Below are 15569 nucleotides of genomic sequence, written 5' to 3'. Positions count from 1 at the left end.
GGGTGTTGTTTGCCCTCGTCGAGGGGTGGCACCCGTGGTGCACCCGGTCGGCGGGAGGAAACACCCGGCGGAGGAGGCCGACGATGACCGAGGGTGGTTGGGCCTACGACGGTGAGCCCGTCACGCTGTCACCCGACACCGTGACGCTCGTGCACGGCACCTCGTTCTGCGTCTGCGGCAGCGACGGGAACGTGGACGGCGCCGCCGCCCAGGGCGTGTTCTTCCAGGACACCCGGATCGTGTCCGGGTGGGCGTTGCGGGTGGACGGCGCGACCGTCGAGCACATCACCACGCTCACCCGCGACCCGTTCCGGATGACGTTCGTCGGCCGCGGCCGGTCCCGCGGGCACGAGGCCGAGAGCACCCTGCTCGTGCGCCGCGAGCGGTACGTCGGCGCGGGCATGCGCGAGGACATCACGCTGCGCAACTTCGGCCGGGAGTCCGTCGCGCACGTCGTCTCGGTGCACGTGGAGGCCGACTTCGCCGACCTGTTCGAGGTCAAGGAGAGCCGGGTCCGCGCACGGGGGCGGCACCAGTGCGAGGTCGAGCCGGACGAGCTGCGCCTGACCCGGCGCCTGGACGGCCAGAGCCGCGGCGTGCGGGTGCGGGCGGAGGGCGCCGACTACTCGCCGTCCACCCTGACCTTCCGCGCCGTCATCCCGCCCAAGGGCGAGTGGTCGACGTGCGTGACCGTGCAGCCCGTCGTGGACGGTCGGACGACCGAGACGATGTTCCCGCCGGAACGCCCGATCGACGAGTCCGTCCCGGTGCTGCGCGCCCGCCGGTGGCGCGAGGACGTGCCCGTCCTGCGGTACACGGGCAGGCCGGCGCTGGGCGCGACGCTGCTGCGCAGCAGGCAGGACCTGGGCGCGCTGCGGATCTTCGACCCGGACCGGCCCTCGGACATCGCGGTCGCCGCCGGCGCGCCGTGGTTCATGACGCTGTTCGGCCGCGACTCGATCCTCGCGTCGCTGATGTCGCTGCCCATCGACCCCAACCTCGCCCTCGGCACGGTCCGGACCCTCGCCCACCACCAGGGCACGCGCGTCGAGCCGAACAGCGAGGAGGAACCGGGCCGCATCCTGCACGAGATGAGGTTCGGCGCGGACGCCTCACTGGCGCTGGGCGGCAGCAACGTCTACTACGGCACGGCGGACGCCACGCCGCTGTTCGTGATGCTGCTGGGCGAGCTGTCCCGCTGGGGCATCGACCGCGACCAGGTCGAGGCCATGATCCCGCACGTCGACCGCGCGCTGGAGTGGATCGAGCACTACGGGGACCGCGACGGCGACGGTTTCGTGGAGTACCAGCGCGCGACCGCCGGCGGACTGGTCAACCAGGGGTGGAAGGACTCGTGGGACGGGGTGAACTTCGCCGACGGGAGCATCGCGAAGCCGCCGATCGCGCTGTGCGAGGTCCAGGGTTACGTCTACCACGCCTACCTGGCGCGTGCGTGCATCTGCGAGGACTTCGAGGACCTGGCCGGCGCCCGGCGCTGGCGCGAGCGCGCGGCGCGGCTGAAGGCGGAGTTCAACGACCGCTTCTGGCTGCGCGACCGCGGTTACTACGCGGTCGCCCTGGACGGGGACAAGCAGCCGGTGGACGCGCTGACCTCGAACATCGGGCACTGCCTGTGGAGCGGCATCGTGGACGGGGACAAGGCCGAGCGGGTCGTCGAGCACCTGCTGTCGCCGGAGATGTTCACCGGGTGGGGCGTGCGGACCCTCGCGTCCGGCATGGGCGCGTACAACCCGATGAGCTACCACAACGGGTCGGTGTGGCCGCACGACAACGCCCTCATCGTGCACGGGCTCATGCGGTACGGCTTCGTGGAGGCCGCGCAGCGGGTGACGATGGCCGTCCTGGAGGCCGCCGAGGCGTTCGGCGGCAGGCTGCCCGAGCTGCTGTGCGGCTTCGACCGCGCCGAGTACCCGGACCCGATCCCGTACCCGACGTCGTGCTCGCCGCAGGCGTGGGCGTCGGCCACGCCCGTGCACCTGCTGCGCGTGCTGCTGCGGGTGGAGCCGTACTCGCCGCGCCGCAAGGTGTGGCTCGCGCCCGTGCTGCCGGAGTCGTTCCAGCCCTTGGCCCTCGACGGCATACCGATGCTGGGCGCGCGCGTCGACCTGGAGGTCGACGGCGACGACGTCCGGGTGCGCGGCCTGCCCGAGGACGTCGAACTGGTCCGTGCGCCGGTAGGGGTGCACCCGGGCCTGGACGACAGGGGGTGAGCACGGTGACACCGCTGCGCGTCGCGATGATCGCCCCGCCCTGGTTCGAGCTGCCGCCCTCGGCCTACGGCGGCATCGAGTCGATCTGCGCCGACCTGGCGGACCGGTTGGTCGCGCGCGGCAACCACGTCGTCCTGGTCGGCGTCGGCCGCAACGGCACGGCCGCCGAGTTCCGGGCCACGTGGGACCGCGCGCAGCCGGACCGGATGGGGCAGGGCGTGCCGGAGGTGGTGCACGCCGCCGCGCTGCCCGCCATCCTGGCCGACCTGGACGTGGACGTCGTGCACGACCACAGCCTCGCCGGACCGCTGCTGGCCCGCGGCCGTTCGCTGCCGACCGTGGTCACCGCCCACCTGCCCGTGACCGGGGAGACGGGACGCTACTACCGGGGCCTGAACGGCAGCGTGAACCTCGTGGCCGTCTCCAACGCGCAACGCCGGCTCGCGCCGGACCTGGACTGGGCGGGCACCGTGCACAACGCCGTCGACGTCGGCACGTTCCCGTTCCGCCGGGACAAGGAGGACTACGCGCTGTTCCTCGGGCGGACCGCGCCGTTCAAGGGGATCCCCGAGGCGATCGCCGCCGCCACCGCGGCCGGTGTCCCGCTGCGCATCGCGGCCAAGTGCCGCGAGCCGGTGGAGCGGGAGTACTTCCGGCGCGAGATCGCGCCGTTGCTCGGCCCGGGCGTCGAGTGGCTCGGCGAGGTGGACCGCGAGGAGAAGCTGCACCTGCTGACCGCCGCGCGCTGCCTGGTGTTCCCGATCAGCTGGGACGAGCCGTTCGGGCTGGTGATGGTGGAGGCGATGGCGTGCGGCACGCCCGTGGTCGCCACCCGCCGCGGCTCCGTCCCGGAGGTCGTCGCGCACGGTGAGACCGGCTTCGTGTGCGACGACCACGCGTCGCTGGTCGCGGCGCTGCGCCGGGTCGACCGGTTGTCGGCCGAGCGGTGCCGGGCCGAGGCGGTCCGCCGGTTCGACGTCGAGCTGATGGCCGCCCGCTACGAGGACGTCTACCGCTCCGCCGCCGCCGAGTCCCCGCACGTGCTGGAGGCGGTGACCACGACCCGCACCGCCGCCGCCCGCTGACCCGGTCGACCTCCTGGCTCGACGCCAGGGTCGCCCGGCCGGCGCTCCACCTGAGCGATTCCCGGAAACGGCAACAGGAGTTGTCGTTTCCGGCGGGTCGGGCCGAAGCTGGCGCCATGACCGAGAACGACACGGCGGCGGTGACCCGCGTGGGGCCACCGCCGCGGCACCACTTGGCCCTGATGATCTGGGTGGCCGTCTTCCCGACGCTCACCGTGCTGCAGCTGCTGTTCGGCGACCTCCTCGACGGCGCGCCGACCGTGCTGCGGACCCTCGTGCTGGCGACGATCGCGGTGCCGATCGTCATCTACGGGCTCATGCCGCCGCTGCAACGGCTCCGCGTCCGCCTGCTCTCCCGGCGGTCGTGACCGGCGCTAGCGCAGCCACCGCACCACCTCGTCGAGCAACCGGTCCCGGCCGTGCCCGGCCCGGTCCAGGTGGGCGAAGTGCGTCGCGCCGTCCAGGCGCGCCGCCCGCACGTCCGCCGCCCGGTCGAGGTCGGCGACCAGCGTGGTCACGTCGCCCTCGCGTGACCAGAAGTCGTGCTCGCCGCGCAGGACGAGCGTCCGGGCGGTGATCGTGCCCGCGTGCCAGAGGCGTCGGCCGGTCGCGAGGTGGAAGCTGTCCTTCAGCGCGCCGGTCGGGGCGCGGAAGCTCGGCGGCTCGCGGTCGGCCGACGTCGGGTCGCTCGCCACCGCGTGCTCGACGTAGGCCGCCGCGACGCGGGGGTCGCGCCACGCGGACTTGTCGTCCACCGGGATGGCGGCGTCCCAACCGCGGAGCAGGCCCGGCCCGGTCGAGAGCCGGTACGCGCCGTGGCGCGCGTCGTCGAAGTGGCCGGGCCGCGCCGGGTCCTCGTAGTCCGAGCCGCGGCCGAGCACCGGGTGCCCGTCGATCGCGCCGTACAGGCTGTTGTAGATCACGAGGTGCGCGACCCGGTCCGGGTGCTCGCTCGCGTACCAGGCGGCCCAGTGCCCGCCGGTCGCCCAGCCGACGAGGTCGACGCGGTCGTGGCCGGTCGTCGCGCGCAGCCGGTCGACGACCGACGCGATGTCGCTCACCACCTGCTCGCCGGTCACGGCGGGCGGGTTGGCCGACGGTGGCGCGTCGAGCGCTTCAGGGCGGTCGGAGGCGCCGTAGCCGCGCGCGTCCACGATGAACACCCGGTGGCCTTCGCGCGCCAGGTCGGCTGCCAGCGACCCGCCGGGCACGGGCAGGTCGAACGACGCGACGCCCGGCACGCGGGCGCCGTGCAGCAGCAGCACCGGCCGGCCGCGTGCCGACCGGGCCGTCCGCACCTCGCGGACACCCAGGTGCCCGGCTTCGCCACGCACCTTCCAGTCCTTGCGCACCACCTGGTCGGACGGCGGCGCCTGCGTGATCGTCGCGGCCATCGCGAGCGTGAGGATCGTCTTCAGCATGCGGCCAGGATGCCGCCGGACCGGTCACCTGATCTGATCGTGCACAGAATCGGTGCGATTGATACGGGGTGGATATGGATCTCAGGCACCTGCGGGCCGCCGTCGCGGTCGCCGACCACCTGCACTTCGGCCGGGCCGCCGCCGCGCTCGGCCTGGCGCAGCCGCCGTTGAGCCAGACCGTGAAGGCGCTGGAGACCGAGCTCGGGGTGGCGCTGTTCCACCGCGACACCAGGAACGTCCACGTCACCCGGGCCGGTGAGGCGTTCGTCGCGGACGCGCGCGCCGCGCTGTCCATGGTGGACGCCGCGGCGCGTCGGGCGCGTGCGGCGGGGCGGGGCGAGGAGGGCTCGCTGTCGATCGGGATGGTCGGCTCGTCGGTGCTGCACCCGCTGCCGATGATCATCCGCGAGTTCCGGGCGCGCTACCCCGCCGTCGCCCTGTCCTTCTCCGTGCTGCCGACCGTGCCGCAGGTCGAGCGGCTGCGCGCGGCGGCGCTGGACGTGGGCCTGCTCCGCCCGCCGCTGCCGGGCCCGTCCGACGACCTGGAGCTGGTGCCGGTGTCGCGCGAGCCGCTGGTCGCCGTGGTGCCGAACGACCACCGCCTGGCCGGCCGGCGGCGGGTGCACGTCCGGTCGCTGGCCGGCGAGCCGTTCGTGCTGTTCCCGCGCCACCTGGGACCCGGGCTGCACGACGAGATCACCGCGCTGTGCCGACGCGGCGGGTTCACCCCCGAGGTCGCGCAGGAGGCCGTGCAGATGCCGACCATCGTCGGCCTGGTCGCGGCGGGCTGCGGGGTGTCCATCGTGCCCGGCTCGTCCGCCGCCCAGCCGCGGCCGGAGGTCGCGTTCCTGCCGCTGAGCCCCACCGTGCGGCTGGTCGACCTGGCGATCGCGCTGCCCGTGCCGAACCACTCCCCGGCGGCCGCCAACTTCACCGCCCTGGCCCGGGACCTCACCAGGGCGCGCGGCACGACGCCGGCCGGGTGACCGGTGCGAGGCGCGGCCCTCCGGGAGGTCCCGGCGATCGGGTGACCGGCGCTCAGTCCTCGAGCCAGTTGTACTTGCGCGCCATGCCGACCAGGTTCTTGCGCACGTTCAGGATCTGCTCGGCCGTCATGCCGGGCGCCGAGGCCAGCAGCGTCTCGGTGACCTCCTGCAAGTAGCGCTTGGTCGACACGACCTCGCAGAACATGTCGTTGCCGTTGACGTCGTCACCCGAGTGGTACGACGGCGTCCCGGCCCGCACGGACGCTTCCCGCACCAGGCTCACCCGGGAGGCCTTCGGCCCCCGGTCGCCCATCTCCACCAGGAACTCGACCAGCGCGCCGGGCGCCATCAGCCTCTTGTCGAAGTCGATGTCGTTGACGTGGATGAACACGTCCTCGCCGCCCTCCTCGGGCGACACGAACCCGTACCCGCGCACCTCGTCGAACCGGACGACCTTGCCCTTCACCACCACCGCAACCCCTTACCAGCAGCACGCGCCACACCTGTGGCGACATCACCACGATCCTATCCCGGACGCCGGCGCGCGACTCGTGGGCACGACGTCCGGACTCCTCCGTCCTCGGAGCGCGCTCAGCCCGCCTTGCGACCGACGGCCGCGAACGTCGACATCTGCTTCGGGTCCGGGTCCTCGTCGCCGGGTTCCGGGCGCCACTCGGTCAGGTACACCACACCGGGGTCGACCAGCTCCACGCCCGCGAGCAGGTCGGTGATCTCGGCCCTGGTGCGCATCGAGAAGTCCGTCACCCGGTTGCGGAACTGCTCGGTCGCCTCCTCGGCCCGGTCGGCCTCGCCCTCCAGGCTGGCGTGCGAGAGGGCGAGGTAGCTGCCCGGCACGGTGGCGTCGAGGTACTCCCGGACGATCTCGGCGGGCTTGTCGGAGTCCGGCACGAAGTGCAGCACCGCGAACATCAGCACGCCGACCGGCCGGGTGAAGTCCAGCGTCCGCACCACGTCCGGGTGGGTCAGCACCTCGCGCGGCCGGCGCAGGTCGCCCTGCACCGCCGTGGCGTTGGCGTGCTCGCTGAGGATCGCCCGGCTGTGCGCGACCGCGACCGGGTCGACGTCCACGTAGACGATCCGGCAGTCCGGGTCGGCGCTCCACGCGACCTCGTGCACGTTGCCGGCCGTGGGGATGCCCGACCCGAGGTCGAGGAACTGGGTGACGCCCCGGCCGACCAGGTAGCGCACCGCGCGGCGCAGGAACGCGCGGTTGGCCCGCAGGATCCGCGGCAACCCCGGCATGACCTCGACGATGCGCTGCGCCGCCTCCCGGTCCACCTGGAAGTTGTGCGCGCCGCCCAGGTGCACGTCGTAGACGCGCGCCGGGCTCGGTCGCGAGAGGTCGATGTCGGGGCCCACCCACGAAGGTCTTTCCACGCTGCCGCTCCTCGGTTCGCCACGGACCGTGATTGCTCGGGTGCACGCTACAACGGGCGAACCGCCACGAGAGCCCCTATCGGGGTTCGCAATCGGTGCGCTCCCGCGCAGGGGTTGGACCGTGCCCGAAGGTCGTCGTCCGCCACCACCCTTCGCGTGTCAGAACTTCACAAGGCATCCCGATACGTGGACAATCCTTGACCAGAAGTCGCACCGGCGTCCCTGGAGGAGCTCCCATGCCCAGATCACGGTCGTTCGCGCTCGTCCTGGCCGCCGTCGCGTTCGCCGCGGCGCCGGCCGCCGACCTGGCGACGCCCGCGTCCGCGCGGGCCGACGACGCGCTCAGCCGGGACCTCGACGCGATCATCACCAGCGCGGCCCTCGACGGCGCGGACGTCGGGCTCGTCGTCCGCCACGCCGAGACCGGCGCCGTGGTGTTCGCCCGGGAAGGCGACGAGCGCGGCCAGCCCGCGTCCAACGGCAAGCTGTTCAGCTCCGCCGCGGCGCTCGACATCCTCGGCCCGGACCACCGGTTCAGCACCACCGTGGCCGCGACCGGCCGCGAGCGCGCCGGGGTGCTGGCGGGCGACCTGCACCTGCGCGGCACGGGCGACCCGACCATGCTCGCCGCCGACTACGACGCGCTGGCCGCCGAGGTCGCCCGCAGCGGCGTCCGGCTGGTCCGCGGCAAGCTCGTCGCCGACGACACCTGGTTCGACTCCGTGCGCCTGGGCACCGGCTGGGCCTGGGACGACGAGCCGTACTACTACAACGCCCAGATCTCGGCGCTGACCGTCTCCCCGGACACCGACTACGACGCCGGGACCGTCATCGTCCGGGTCGCGCCCGGCGCGGCGGGCCAACCGGCCACGGTCACCACCGACCCGCCGACGGACTACGTCACGATCGCCAACACCGCCGTCACCGGCGCGCCCGGCTCGGCGTCGAGCGTGTCCGTCGAACGGCAGCACGGCGCCAACGTGATCGCGGTGCGCGGCAGCATCCCCGCCGGCGGGGCCGTCGAGAGCGAGTGGAGCACGGTCTGGGAACCGACCGGGCTGGTCACGTCCCTGTTCCGCGACGCCCTGGCCCGGCACGGCGTGCACGTGCTCGGCGGCACGGGCACGGGCACGACCCCGGCCGACGCACGGGTGCTCGGCGAGCACCGGTCGATGCCGTTGTCGCAGCTGATGGTCCCGTTCATGAAGCTGAGCAACAACATGCACGCCGAGATCCTGGTCAAGACCGCCGGCCGGGCCGTGTTCGGCGAGGGCAGCTGGGCCGCGGGGCTGCGCGCGATGACGGCGAGGCTCGGCGAGCTGGGCGTGGACCCGGCCGCGCTGTCGCTGCGGGACGGTTCCGGACTGTCCAGGATGGACCAGGTCTCGCCCGACCAGGTGGCCGCGCTGCTGCTCGCCGCCCGGCGCGAGCCGTGGTTCCAGCCCTGGTACGACTCGCTGCCCGTGGCGGGTAAGAGCGACCGGATGGTCGGCGGCACCCTGCGCAACCGGATGCGCGGCACCCCGGCCGAGGGCAACGTGCGGGCCAAGACCGGCACCCTGACCGGCGTCAGCGCCCTGTCCGGCTACGTGACGACCGCCGACGGCACCCCGCTCGTGTTCGCCATGATCAGCAACGACACCCTCACGTCGGCGAAACCGCTCGAGGACGCCGTCGCGGTCCGGTTGGCCGGCCACCGGGACGGCGCGACCCCGCCCGCGGTCAGGGGCGCGCCCGAGCCGGTCGCCGACGAACGGCTGGAGTGCAGTTGGACCAAGTCCTGCTGAGCCGGGCGGTGATCAGATGACGACCGCGCGGAACCCGTGCACGCACCACGGGCCGTCGTAGCTGGTCACCCAGAGGTTCGTGGAGTAGCCACCCAACTTCTGCCCCTTGGCCGTGCCCTTGAGGTAGACCTGGAAGGAGTCCTCCCCCGTCGTCCCGCCGTCCATGTCCGGGTCGATGGCCAGGTCCGGGTCGTAGCCGACCAGCTTCTCCACGTCCGCCGCGTCGTTGTTGGCGTCCGGGCACAGCAGGCCGGCGGCGGTCGCCGCGTCACCGGCGTTCACGCTGTCCAGGAAGGACCGCATGGCGGCGAGCGCCTCCGGCGGCACCGGCTTGCCGCCGGCCGTGGGCTCGCCGTCGGTGGTCGGTGGGGCGGTCGCCGTCGGGCGCCCGCTGGCCGACGGCCCGTTGGCCCGCGCGATGTCCTGCCAGCACCAGTCGCCGTCCTCGCGGACGACCGTCACCTCGACCTGCGACGTCCGCGAGGACGTGGTGACCTCGACGGTCCCCTCCACCTTGTCGTCGGTGACCTCGTCGCTGCCGACGAGCTCGGCCTTCTTGAGCGCGGACACGTCCTTGATGGCGTTGTCCACGCCGGACTTGGCCTTCGCGCACTTGAGCTTCTTGAGGGCGGCGGCGTCCTGGGAGTCCAGCCCGGCCACCAGCGCCTCCAGCAGCTTCTCCGCGTCGCCGCCCTTCGCCATCGTGGACGACGCGGTGGTCGGCGGCGTGGTCGTGGTCGTCGTCGGGTCCGCCGCGCCCACGAAGAACCCGGGCTGCACGAACCCGGTGAACGCCACGCCGCCCAGCACCAGCACGACCACCACGACGGCGGCCACGATCGCCCCGGTCCGCTTCTTCGGCGCGGGCGGAGGCTGGGGCGCGAACCCGCCGTACTGGTAGCCGCCGTACTGGCCCGGCTGCCCGTAGGGGTCCTGCCCGCTCGGCGGTTGCTGTGGGTAGTTCACGGCGCCTCCCCGTTCGTGGTTCGCGCCTTCGACGACGAACGGGGGCCGCGCGTTCCCGGTACCGGTGACGAAGCACGTCGCCTCACGGCCGACAGCGGTGACGCGCAGTCCCCGAACGACCACGCCGAGCCAGGTCCACTGTGGACCGCATTCGACGGAGGGCGGCGGCTCCGCGGCCACGACCGTCGATCCCGGACGATCTTCCCGAGTCGCGGGAGCCCCGGTCGCCGCGGTCAGCGAACCGCGCGCGGGCCGTTCACGGGCACCACGGCGTCGCGCACCTCGGCCACCAACGCGCGCATGGCCAGTTCGGCGGCCTCCGGGCGCCGGGACGCGACCGCCCGCGCCACCTCCTCGTGCAGGTCCAACGCGCCGGGCACGGGCTTCTCCGGCATCAGCCCCAGGCTCGTCCGCCCGCGCAGCACGACCGCGACCACCCCTTGGAGCGCGGCGAACATCTCGTTGCCGCCCGACTCCAGCAGCAGCGCGTGGAAGGCGACGTCCAGCTCGAGGAACTCCTCCAGCCGCCCCGCCTCGCCCAGCCGGCGCATCCGCGTGGCGAGGTCGAGCAGGCGGTCGCGCTCCCGCGCCGACGCGTTCCACGCCGCCCGCGCCGCGGCCACCGGCTCGACCGCGATCCGCAGTTCGGTGAGCGCGCGCAACTGGGCGTCGCGGTGCGGCCCGGCCAGCCGCCACCAGATCAACCTCGGGTCGTAGACCTGCCAGGACGACGGGGGCTGCACGGTGATGCCGACCCGCCGCCGCGACGTCACCAGGCCCATCGACTCCAGCACCCGCATGGTTTCGCGGGCGACGGTCCGGGACACCCCGAACCGCTCCTGGATGCCGTCGAGCGTCAGCACCCGCCCCTCGGCGAGGTCGCCGCTGGTGATCTCCAGCCCGAGGGTGTCGAGCACGGAGGTGTGCAGGGCGTCGCCGCCCGGGACGCCCTCACGACGTGGTACCGGCACGGCAGCAGCGTAGCCCGGCGGGCCTTCCTCAGCCCGATCAAAGGTGATACCTTTCGCCGCCAAAGGTACTACTTTTAATCGTCTCGTCGTCGCAGCCGAGAGGTGCACCCCATGACCACGAGTGCCGAGCCGACCTGCGTGGTCGTGATGGGCGTGTCCGGATCCGGCAAGAGCACCGTCGCCCGGGTGCTGGCCGACCGGCTCGACTGGCCGATGGCCGAGGCCGACGAGTTCCACCCGGCCGCCAACATCGGGAAGATGTCGGCGGGCACCCCGCTCACCGACGACGACCGCGCGCCCTGGCTGGCCGCGATCCGCGACTGGATCACCGCCCGCGCCGCCGCCGGCGAGAGCGCGGTCGTCACGTGCTCGGCGCTCAAACGCGCCTACCGCGACGTGCTGCGGGAGGCGGGCGCCCGGGTCCGCTTCCTGCACCTGCACGGCGCCGCCGACGTGATCGGCGAGCGGATGCGGCACCGCTCCGGCCACTTCATGCCGCCGTCCCTGCTCCGGTCGCAGTTCGACACCCTCGAACCGCTGCGGTCCGACGAGGACGGCGCCGAGGTCGACGTGACCTCGGCGCCCGAGCTGATCGTCGAGGAAGCCGTGACCCGGCTCGACCTCGCCGCCGGACACCCGGCCACCCCCTGACCCGCCGGAACCCTCGAGAGCGACGGAGCTGCCGATGACCACCAACGACGACTGGGTCCAGACCTTCGGCACGGGCGCCCTGCTCGGCATCGCCGCGGGCGCGGTCGCCCTGCTGCTGTTCCTCATCATGTACCTGCGGGTGCACGCGTTCCTGGCGTTGGTGCTGGTCAGCCTGCTCACCGCGTTCGCCGCGCGCATCCCGGCCGACACGGTGGTGCCCACCCTCGTCGGCGGGTTCGGCACCACCCTCGGCAGCGTCGCGCTGCTCGTCGGCCTCGGCGCGATCCTGGGCAGGCTCGTGGAGGTCACGGGCGGCGCCCAGTCGTTGACCGAGGCGTTGATCCGCCGGTTCGGCGAGCAGCGCGCGCCGCTCGCGCTCGGCGTCAGCTCGCTGGTGTTCGGCTTCCCCATCTTCTTCGACGCCGGCCTGGTCGTGATGCTGCCGATCGTGTTCGCGGTGGCCCGGCGCCTGGGCGGCGGCGTGCTGCGCTACGGCCTGCCCGCCGCGGGCGCGTTCTCCGTGATGCACGTGTTCGTGCCGCCCCACCCCGGTCCGGTCGCGGCGACCGAGCTGCTCGGCGCGGACGTCGGCCTGGTGATCGCGTTCGGCCTGCTGATCGCGATCCCCACCTGGTACCTGACCAGCTACCTGTTCGGGCTGGCGATGGGCAGGCGGCTGGAGCTGCCCGTGCCGACGATCCTCAGCGGCGGACCGCAGGTCGAGGACCACGAGAACCCGCCGCGCCCGGGCACGGTCGTCGCGCTCCTGCTGCTCCCGCTCGTCATGATCTTCACCAACACCGGGCTGGACGCGGCGCGCGCCGCCGGGTGGGTCGACGGCGAGGCGTCCTGGTTCCAGGTCGCCCGCGCGCTCGGCTCGACGCCGGTGGCGCTGCTGGTGACCGTGCTCGTCGCCTCCTACGCCCTCGGGCTGCGCAAGGAGTCGGTGGAGAAGCTGGTCGACTCGGCCCTCGGGCCGGTGTGCGCGGTCATCCTCATCACCGGCGCGGGCGGCATGTTCGGCGCGGTGCTGCGGGCCGGCGGCATCGGGGACGCGCTGTCGGTCGGGCTGACCGACGTCGGGCTGCCGGTGTTCGCGGCCGGGTTCGTCATGGCCGCCGCGCTGCGGATCGCGCAGGGCTCGGCGACGGTCGCGCTGACCACGGCCGCGGGTCTGGTGCAGCCCGTCGTGCAGGCGGGCGGGTTCAGCGCGGTCGAGCTGGCCGCGATCGTGCTCGCCCTGGCGGCGGGCTCGGTGATCGCGAGCCACGTCAACGACTCGGGCTTCTGGCTGGTCGGCAACCTGATGGGGATGGACGTGCGGACCACGTTGACGACGTGGACGGTCATGGAGACCATGATCAGCCTGGTCGGCTTCGGCCTGTCCGCGGTGCTGTTCCTGCTCGGTTGACCCCCGGCCGCGCCTCGGGGGCGAACCGGGGGTGATCTCCGGGATCCGCCGGATCATGGACGCGGCGCGAGGCGAGAGGCTCGGCGGCATGACGAGAACCTTCCGCCGCGCCGCCGTCGCGGCACTGGCGGGCACCGCGCTGATCGGGTTGGCCGCGGCGGTCCCGCAGCAGGCCGCCGCGCAGCCCGCGCCGACGCCCGCGTTCGACTTCGCCGACTGCCCCGCGATCCCCGCCGGCGCCGACCCCGCGCAGTGGCGCTGCGAGGTGCTGGTGTCCACCGGCGCCATCAAGTTCGGCACCCTGCCCGAGCAGAGCACCGGCGCGATGCGGCTGACGTTCGCCGAGGGGCGGCTGGACGGCGAGTTCGCGCAGGTCTTCGGCGCGCTGCGGGCCGAGCCGACCCGCGTGCCGGGCGGCCTGCTCGGTGTGCCCGGGCACCACCCGGTGCTGCGCACGGACCTGCGCATCGAGTACGCCGGGTTCGCCGACTTCCTCTCCGACGGCGACCGGATGGGCGTGCAGCACCTGAAGCTGCGCGTGCTCAACGGCCTGCTGCCCGACACGTGCTCGATCGGCGACGACGCGGACCCGCTCGTGTTCCGCCCCGTCCGGACCAGCGGCCCCGACCGGATCTCCGCCGATCCGCCGGTGCTCCGGTTCACCATCGAGGACACCGCGTTCGCCGTGCCCGCGGCCCGCGGCTGCGGCGGCCTGGACCGGTTGGTGGACAAGCGGTTCGGCCTGCCCTCCCCCGCCGGCGCGAACTCGATGAAGCTCACCACCCTGGTGGGGTTGAAGAGCTACACCGAGCTGTGACGGGTCCCCGGCCTCGACCGCTCCGACCGGTCGGGGCCGGTACCGGCCGGTCGCCGGTGCGACGGCCCCGCCGGGGCGTTAGGTTTCGTGCCATGAACGAGACCCCGGACATCAAGCCGCGCAGTCGCGACGTCACCGACGGCCTGGAGAGGACCGCCGCGCGCGGGATGCTGCGGGCGGTCGGGATGGGTGACGACGACTGGGCCAAGCCCCAGATCGGTGTCGCCTCGTCGTGGAACGAGATCACGCCGTGCAACCTGTCGTTGGACCGGCTGGCGAAGGCGAGCAAGGACGGCGTGCACGCGGCGGGCGGGTACCCGCTGGAGTTCGGCACGATCTCGGTGTCCGACGGCATCTCCATGGGCCACGAGGGCATGCACTTCTCCCTGGTGTCGCGCGAGGTCATCGCGGACAGCGTGGAGACGGTCATGCAGGCCGAGCGGCTGGACGGCTCGGTGCTGCTCGCCGGCTGCGACAAGTCGCTGCCCGGCATGCTCATGGCCGCCGCGCGGCTCGACCTGGCCAGCGTGTTCCTCTACGCGGGCTCGATCCTGCCCGGCCGGGTCACCCTGACCGACGGCAGCGAGCGCGAGGTCACGATCATCGACGCGTTCGAGGCCGTCGGCGCCTGTGCCCGCGGCCTGATGAGCCGTGAGGACGTCGACCTGATCGAACGCGCCATCTGCCCCGGCGAGGGCGCGTGCGGCGGCATGTACACCGCGAACACCATGGCGAGCGCGGCCGAGGCGCTGGGCATGTCCCTGCCGGGCAGCGCCGCGCCGCCCGCCACGGACCGGCGGCGCGACGGGTTCGCCCGCAAGTCCGGCGAGGCCGTGGTCGGGATGCTGCGCAAGGGCATCACCGCGCGGCAGATCATGACCCGGGAGGCGTTCGAGAACGCGATCGCCGTGGTGATGGCGTTCGGCGGGTCGACCAACGCCGTGCTGCACCTGCTGGCCATCGCGCACGAGGCCGAGGTGGAGCTGAGCCTGGACGACTTCACCCGGATCGGCGAGAAGGTGCCCCACCTCGCCGACGTCAAGCCGTTCGGACGGCACGTGATGACCGACGTCGACCGCATCGGCGGCGTGCCCGTGGTGATGAAGGCGCTGCTGGACGCGGGCCTGCTGCACGGCGACTGCCTGACCGTCACCGGCCGCACGGTCGCCGAGAACCTGGCCGACATCGCGCCGCCGGACCCCGACGGCACGGTGCTGCGCGCGATGAGCGAGCCGATCCACCGCACCGGCGGCATCACGATCCTGCGCGGCTCGCTCGCGCCCGACGGCGCGGTGGTCAAGTCCGCCGGGTTCGACTCCGACGTGTTCACCGGCACCGCCCGCGTGTTCGACCGCGAGCGCGCGGCCATGGACGCGCTGGAGGACGGCACGATCACCGCCGGCGACGTGGTCGTCATCCGCTACGAAGGCCCCAAGGGCGGACCGGGGATGCGCGAGATGCTCGCTATCACGGCCGCGATCAAGGGCGCCGGGCTGGGCAAGGACGTCCTGCTGCTCACCGACGGCCGGTTCTCCGGCGGCACGACCGGCCTGTGCGTCGGCCACGTCGCGCCGGAGGCGGCGGACGGCGGTCCGATCGCGTTCGTCCGCGACGGCGACCGGATCACGCTCGACGTCGCCAACGGCACGCTGGACGTCGACGTGGACGCCGCCGAGCTGGCCGCCCGCCGCGACGGCTGGGCGCCGCTGCCCGCCCGCTACCAGCGGGGCGTGCTGGCGAAGTACTCGAAGCTCGTCGGCTCCGCCTCCGGCGGCGCGGTCTGCGGCTGACGCGATGACCAGGTTCGTGTGCGCCCAGCTCGCCGTGCTCACGGTGCTGTTCGGG

The 15569-nt window shown here is 73.5% G+C and carries 14 protein-coding genes; 9 read left to right on the top strand and 5 right to left on the bottom strand.

The genetic code is table 11. The features are described 5' to 3' along the window. Window positions 1-83 precede the first annotated feature (83 nt). The 3 genes from ABTZ99_RS26325 (at window position 84) to ABTZ99_RS26315 (ending at window position 3684) form a co-directional block, all read left to right on the top strand. Complete coding sequence (locus ABTZ99_RS26325; RefSeq protein WP_498784291.1) at window positions 84-2231, top strand: amylo-alpha-1,6-glucosidase; 2148 nt, start codon at window positions 84-86, stop codon at window positions 2229-2231. A 5-nt stretch (window positions 2232-2236) separates the two neighbouring features. Continuing rightward, window positions 2237-3316, top strand: coding sequence for a glycosyltransferase family 4 protein (locus ABTZ99_RS26320; RefSeq protein WP_498784352.1), 1080 nt, complete (start codon window positions 2237-2239; stop codon window positions 3314-3316). A 116-nt stretch (window positions 3317-3432) separates the two neighbouring features. Continuing rightward, entirely contained in the window at window positions 3433-3684 is a 252-nt protein-coding gene (locus ABTZ99_RS26315; protein WP_498784293.1) for a putative antibiotic biosynthesis monooxygenase, read from the top strand. Window positions 3685-3690: 6 nt separating this feature from the next. Here ABTZ99_RS26315 and ABTZ99_RS26310 read toward each other — a convergent pair whose 3' ends face one another. Next, on the bottom strand, window positions 3691-4737 hold the full coding sequence (locus ABTZ99_RS26310) for an alpha/beta fold hydrolase (protein ID WP_499614861.1): 1047 nt from the start codon (window positions 4735-4737) through the stop codon (window positions 3691-3693). Between the two features lie 74 nt (window positions 4738-4811). On the opposite strand from ABTZ99_RS26310, the gene ABTZ99_RS26305 reads away from it, so the two are divergent. Further along, a complete protein-coding gene (locus ABTZ99_RS26305; protein ID WP_498784298.1) occupies window positions 4812-5723 on the top strand; it encodes a LysR family transcriptional regulator in 912 nt (303 codons plus the stop codon). A gap of 52 nt (window positions 5724-5775) precedes the next feature. Here the strand turns inward: ABTZ99_RS26305 and ABTZ99_RS26300 are convergent, their stop codons facing one another. Together ABTZ99_RS26300 and ABTZ99_RS26295 are read right to left on the bottom strand one after the other, a co-directional pair. After that, on the bottom strand, window positions 5776-6195 hold the full coding sequence (locus ABTZ99_RS26300) for a cold-shock protein (RefSeq protein ID WP_499614858.1): 420 nt from the start codon (window positions 6193-6195) through the stop codon (window positions 5776-5778). Window positions 6196-6314: 119 nt separating this feature from the next. Beyond that, the gene (locus ABTZ99_RS26295; RefSeq protein WP_499614855.1) at window positions 6315-7121 is read right to left on the bottom strand and encodes an SAM-dependent methyltransferase; all 807 of its coding nucleotides are present in this window, start codon (window positions 7119-7121) and stop codon (window positions 6315-6317) included. Window positions 7122-7357: 236 nt separating this feature from the next. Here ABTZ99_RS26295 and dacB point away from each other — a divergent pair, with 236 nt between their 5' ends. Beyond that, the gene (dacB, locus tag ABTZ99_RS26290; RefSeq protein ID WP_499614853.1) at window positions 7358-8908 is read left to right on the top strand and encodes a D-alanyl-D-alanine carboxypeptidase/D-alanyl-D-alanine endopeptidase; all 1551 of its coding nucleotides are present in this window, start codon (window positions 7358-7360) and stop codon (window positions 8906-8908) included. A 12-nt stretch (window positions 8909-8920) separates the two neighbouring features. Here the strand turns inward: dacB and ABTZ99_RS26285 are convergent, their stop codons facing one another. Continuing rightward, window positions 8921-9874, bottom strand: coding sequence for a hypothetical protein (locus ABTZ99_RS26285; RefSeq protein WP_499614850.1), 954 nt, complete (start codon window positions 9872-9874; stop codon window positions 8921-8923). 233 nt (window positions 9875-10107) lie between these two features. After that, the gene (locus ABTZ99_RS26280) at window positions 10108-10845 is read right to left on the bottom strand and encodes a FadR/GntR family transcriptional regulator (RefSeq protein ID WP_498784307.1); all 738 of its coding nucleotides are present in this window, start codon (window positions 10843-10845) and stop codon (window positions 10108-10110) included. 111 nt (window positions 10846-10956) lie between these two features. Between ABTZ99_RS26280 and ABTZ99_RS26275 the strand changes: the two genes are divergently transcribed. The 4 genes from ABTZ99_RS26275 to ilvD all read left to right on the top strand — a co-directional run bounded on the left by ABTZ99_RS26275 (window position 10957) and on the right by ilvD (window position 15514). Then, entirely contained in the window at window positions 10957-11496 is a 540-nt protein-coding gene (locus tag ABTZ99_RS26275) for a gluconokinase (protein ID WP_499614847.1), read from the top strand. Between the two features lie 34 nt (window positions 11497-11530). After that, window positions 11531-12907, top strand: a complete 1377-nt coding sequence (locus ABTZ99_RS26270; RefSeq protein ID WP_498784311.1) for a GntP family permease — start codon at window positions 11531-11533, stop codon at window positions 12905-12907. Window positions 12908-12995: 88 nt separating this feature from the next. Continuing rightward, window positions 12996-13724, top strand: coding sequence for a hypothetical protein (locus ABTZ99_RS26265; RefSeq protein WP_499614845.1), 729 nt, complete (start codon window positions 12996-12998; stop codon window positions 13722-13724). Window positions 13725-13816: 92 nt separating this feature from the next. After that, window positions 13817-15514: a dihydroxy-acid dehydratase gene (gene ilvD, locus ABTZ99_RS26260; RefSeq protein ID WP_499614843.1), complete on the top strand. Its 1698-nt coding sequence runs from the start codon at window positions 13817-13819 to the stop codon at window positions 15512-15514. Window positions 15515-15569: the final 55 nt, after the last annotated feature.

Origin of the sequence: Actinosynnema sp. NPDC002837 (genome assembly GCF_040295345.1) — a bacterium.
Lineage (GTDB): Bacteria > Actinomycetota > Actinomycetes > Mycobacteriales > Pseudonocardiaceae > Actinosynnema.
Note: the sequence above shows the minus strand (reverse complement) of the source record. Positions and strands in the feature narration are given on the sequence as shown.

Coding starts and splice junctions, on each gene's coding strand:
- ABTZ99_RS26315 (WP_498784293.1), top strand. CDS start 3,433: ATGACCGAGAACGACACGGCGGCGGTGACCCGCGTGGGGCCACCGCCG.
- ABTZ99_RS26310 (WP_499614861.1), bottom strand. CDS start 4,737: ATGCTGAAGACGATCCTCACGCTCGCGATGGCCGCGACGATCACGCAG.
- ABTZ99_RS26275 (WP_499614847.1), top strand. CDS start 10,957: ATGACCACGAGTGCCGAGCCGACCTGCGTGGTCGTGATGGGCGTGTCC.
- ABTZ99_RS26305 (WP_498784298.1), top strand. CDS start 4,812: ATGGATCTCAGGCACCTGCGGGCCGCCGTCGCGGTCGCCGACCACCTG.
- ABTZ99_RS26270 (WP_498784311.1), top strand. CDS start 11,531: ATGACCACCAACGACGACTGGGTCCAGACCTTCGGCACGGGCGCCCTG.
- ABTZ99_RS26265 (WP_499614845.1), top strand. CDS start 12,996: ATGACGAGAACCTTCCGCCGCGCCGCCGTCGCGGCACTGGCGGGCACC.
- ilvD (WP_499614843.1), top strand. CDS start 13,817: ATGAACGAGACCCCGGACATCAAGCCGCGCAGTCGCGACGTCACCGAC.
- dacB (WP_499614853.1), top strand. CDS start 7,358: ATGCCCAGATCACGGTCGTTCGCGCTCGTCCTGGCCGCCGTCGCGTTC.
- ABTZ99_RS26325 (WP_498784291.1), top strand. CDS start 84: ATGACCGAGGGTGGTTGGGCCTACGACGGTGAGCCCGTCACGCTGTCA.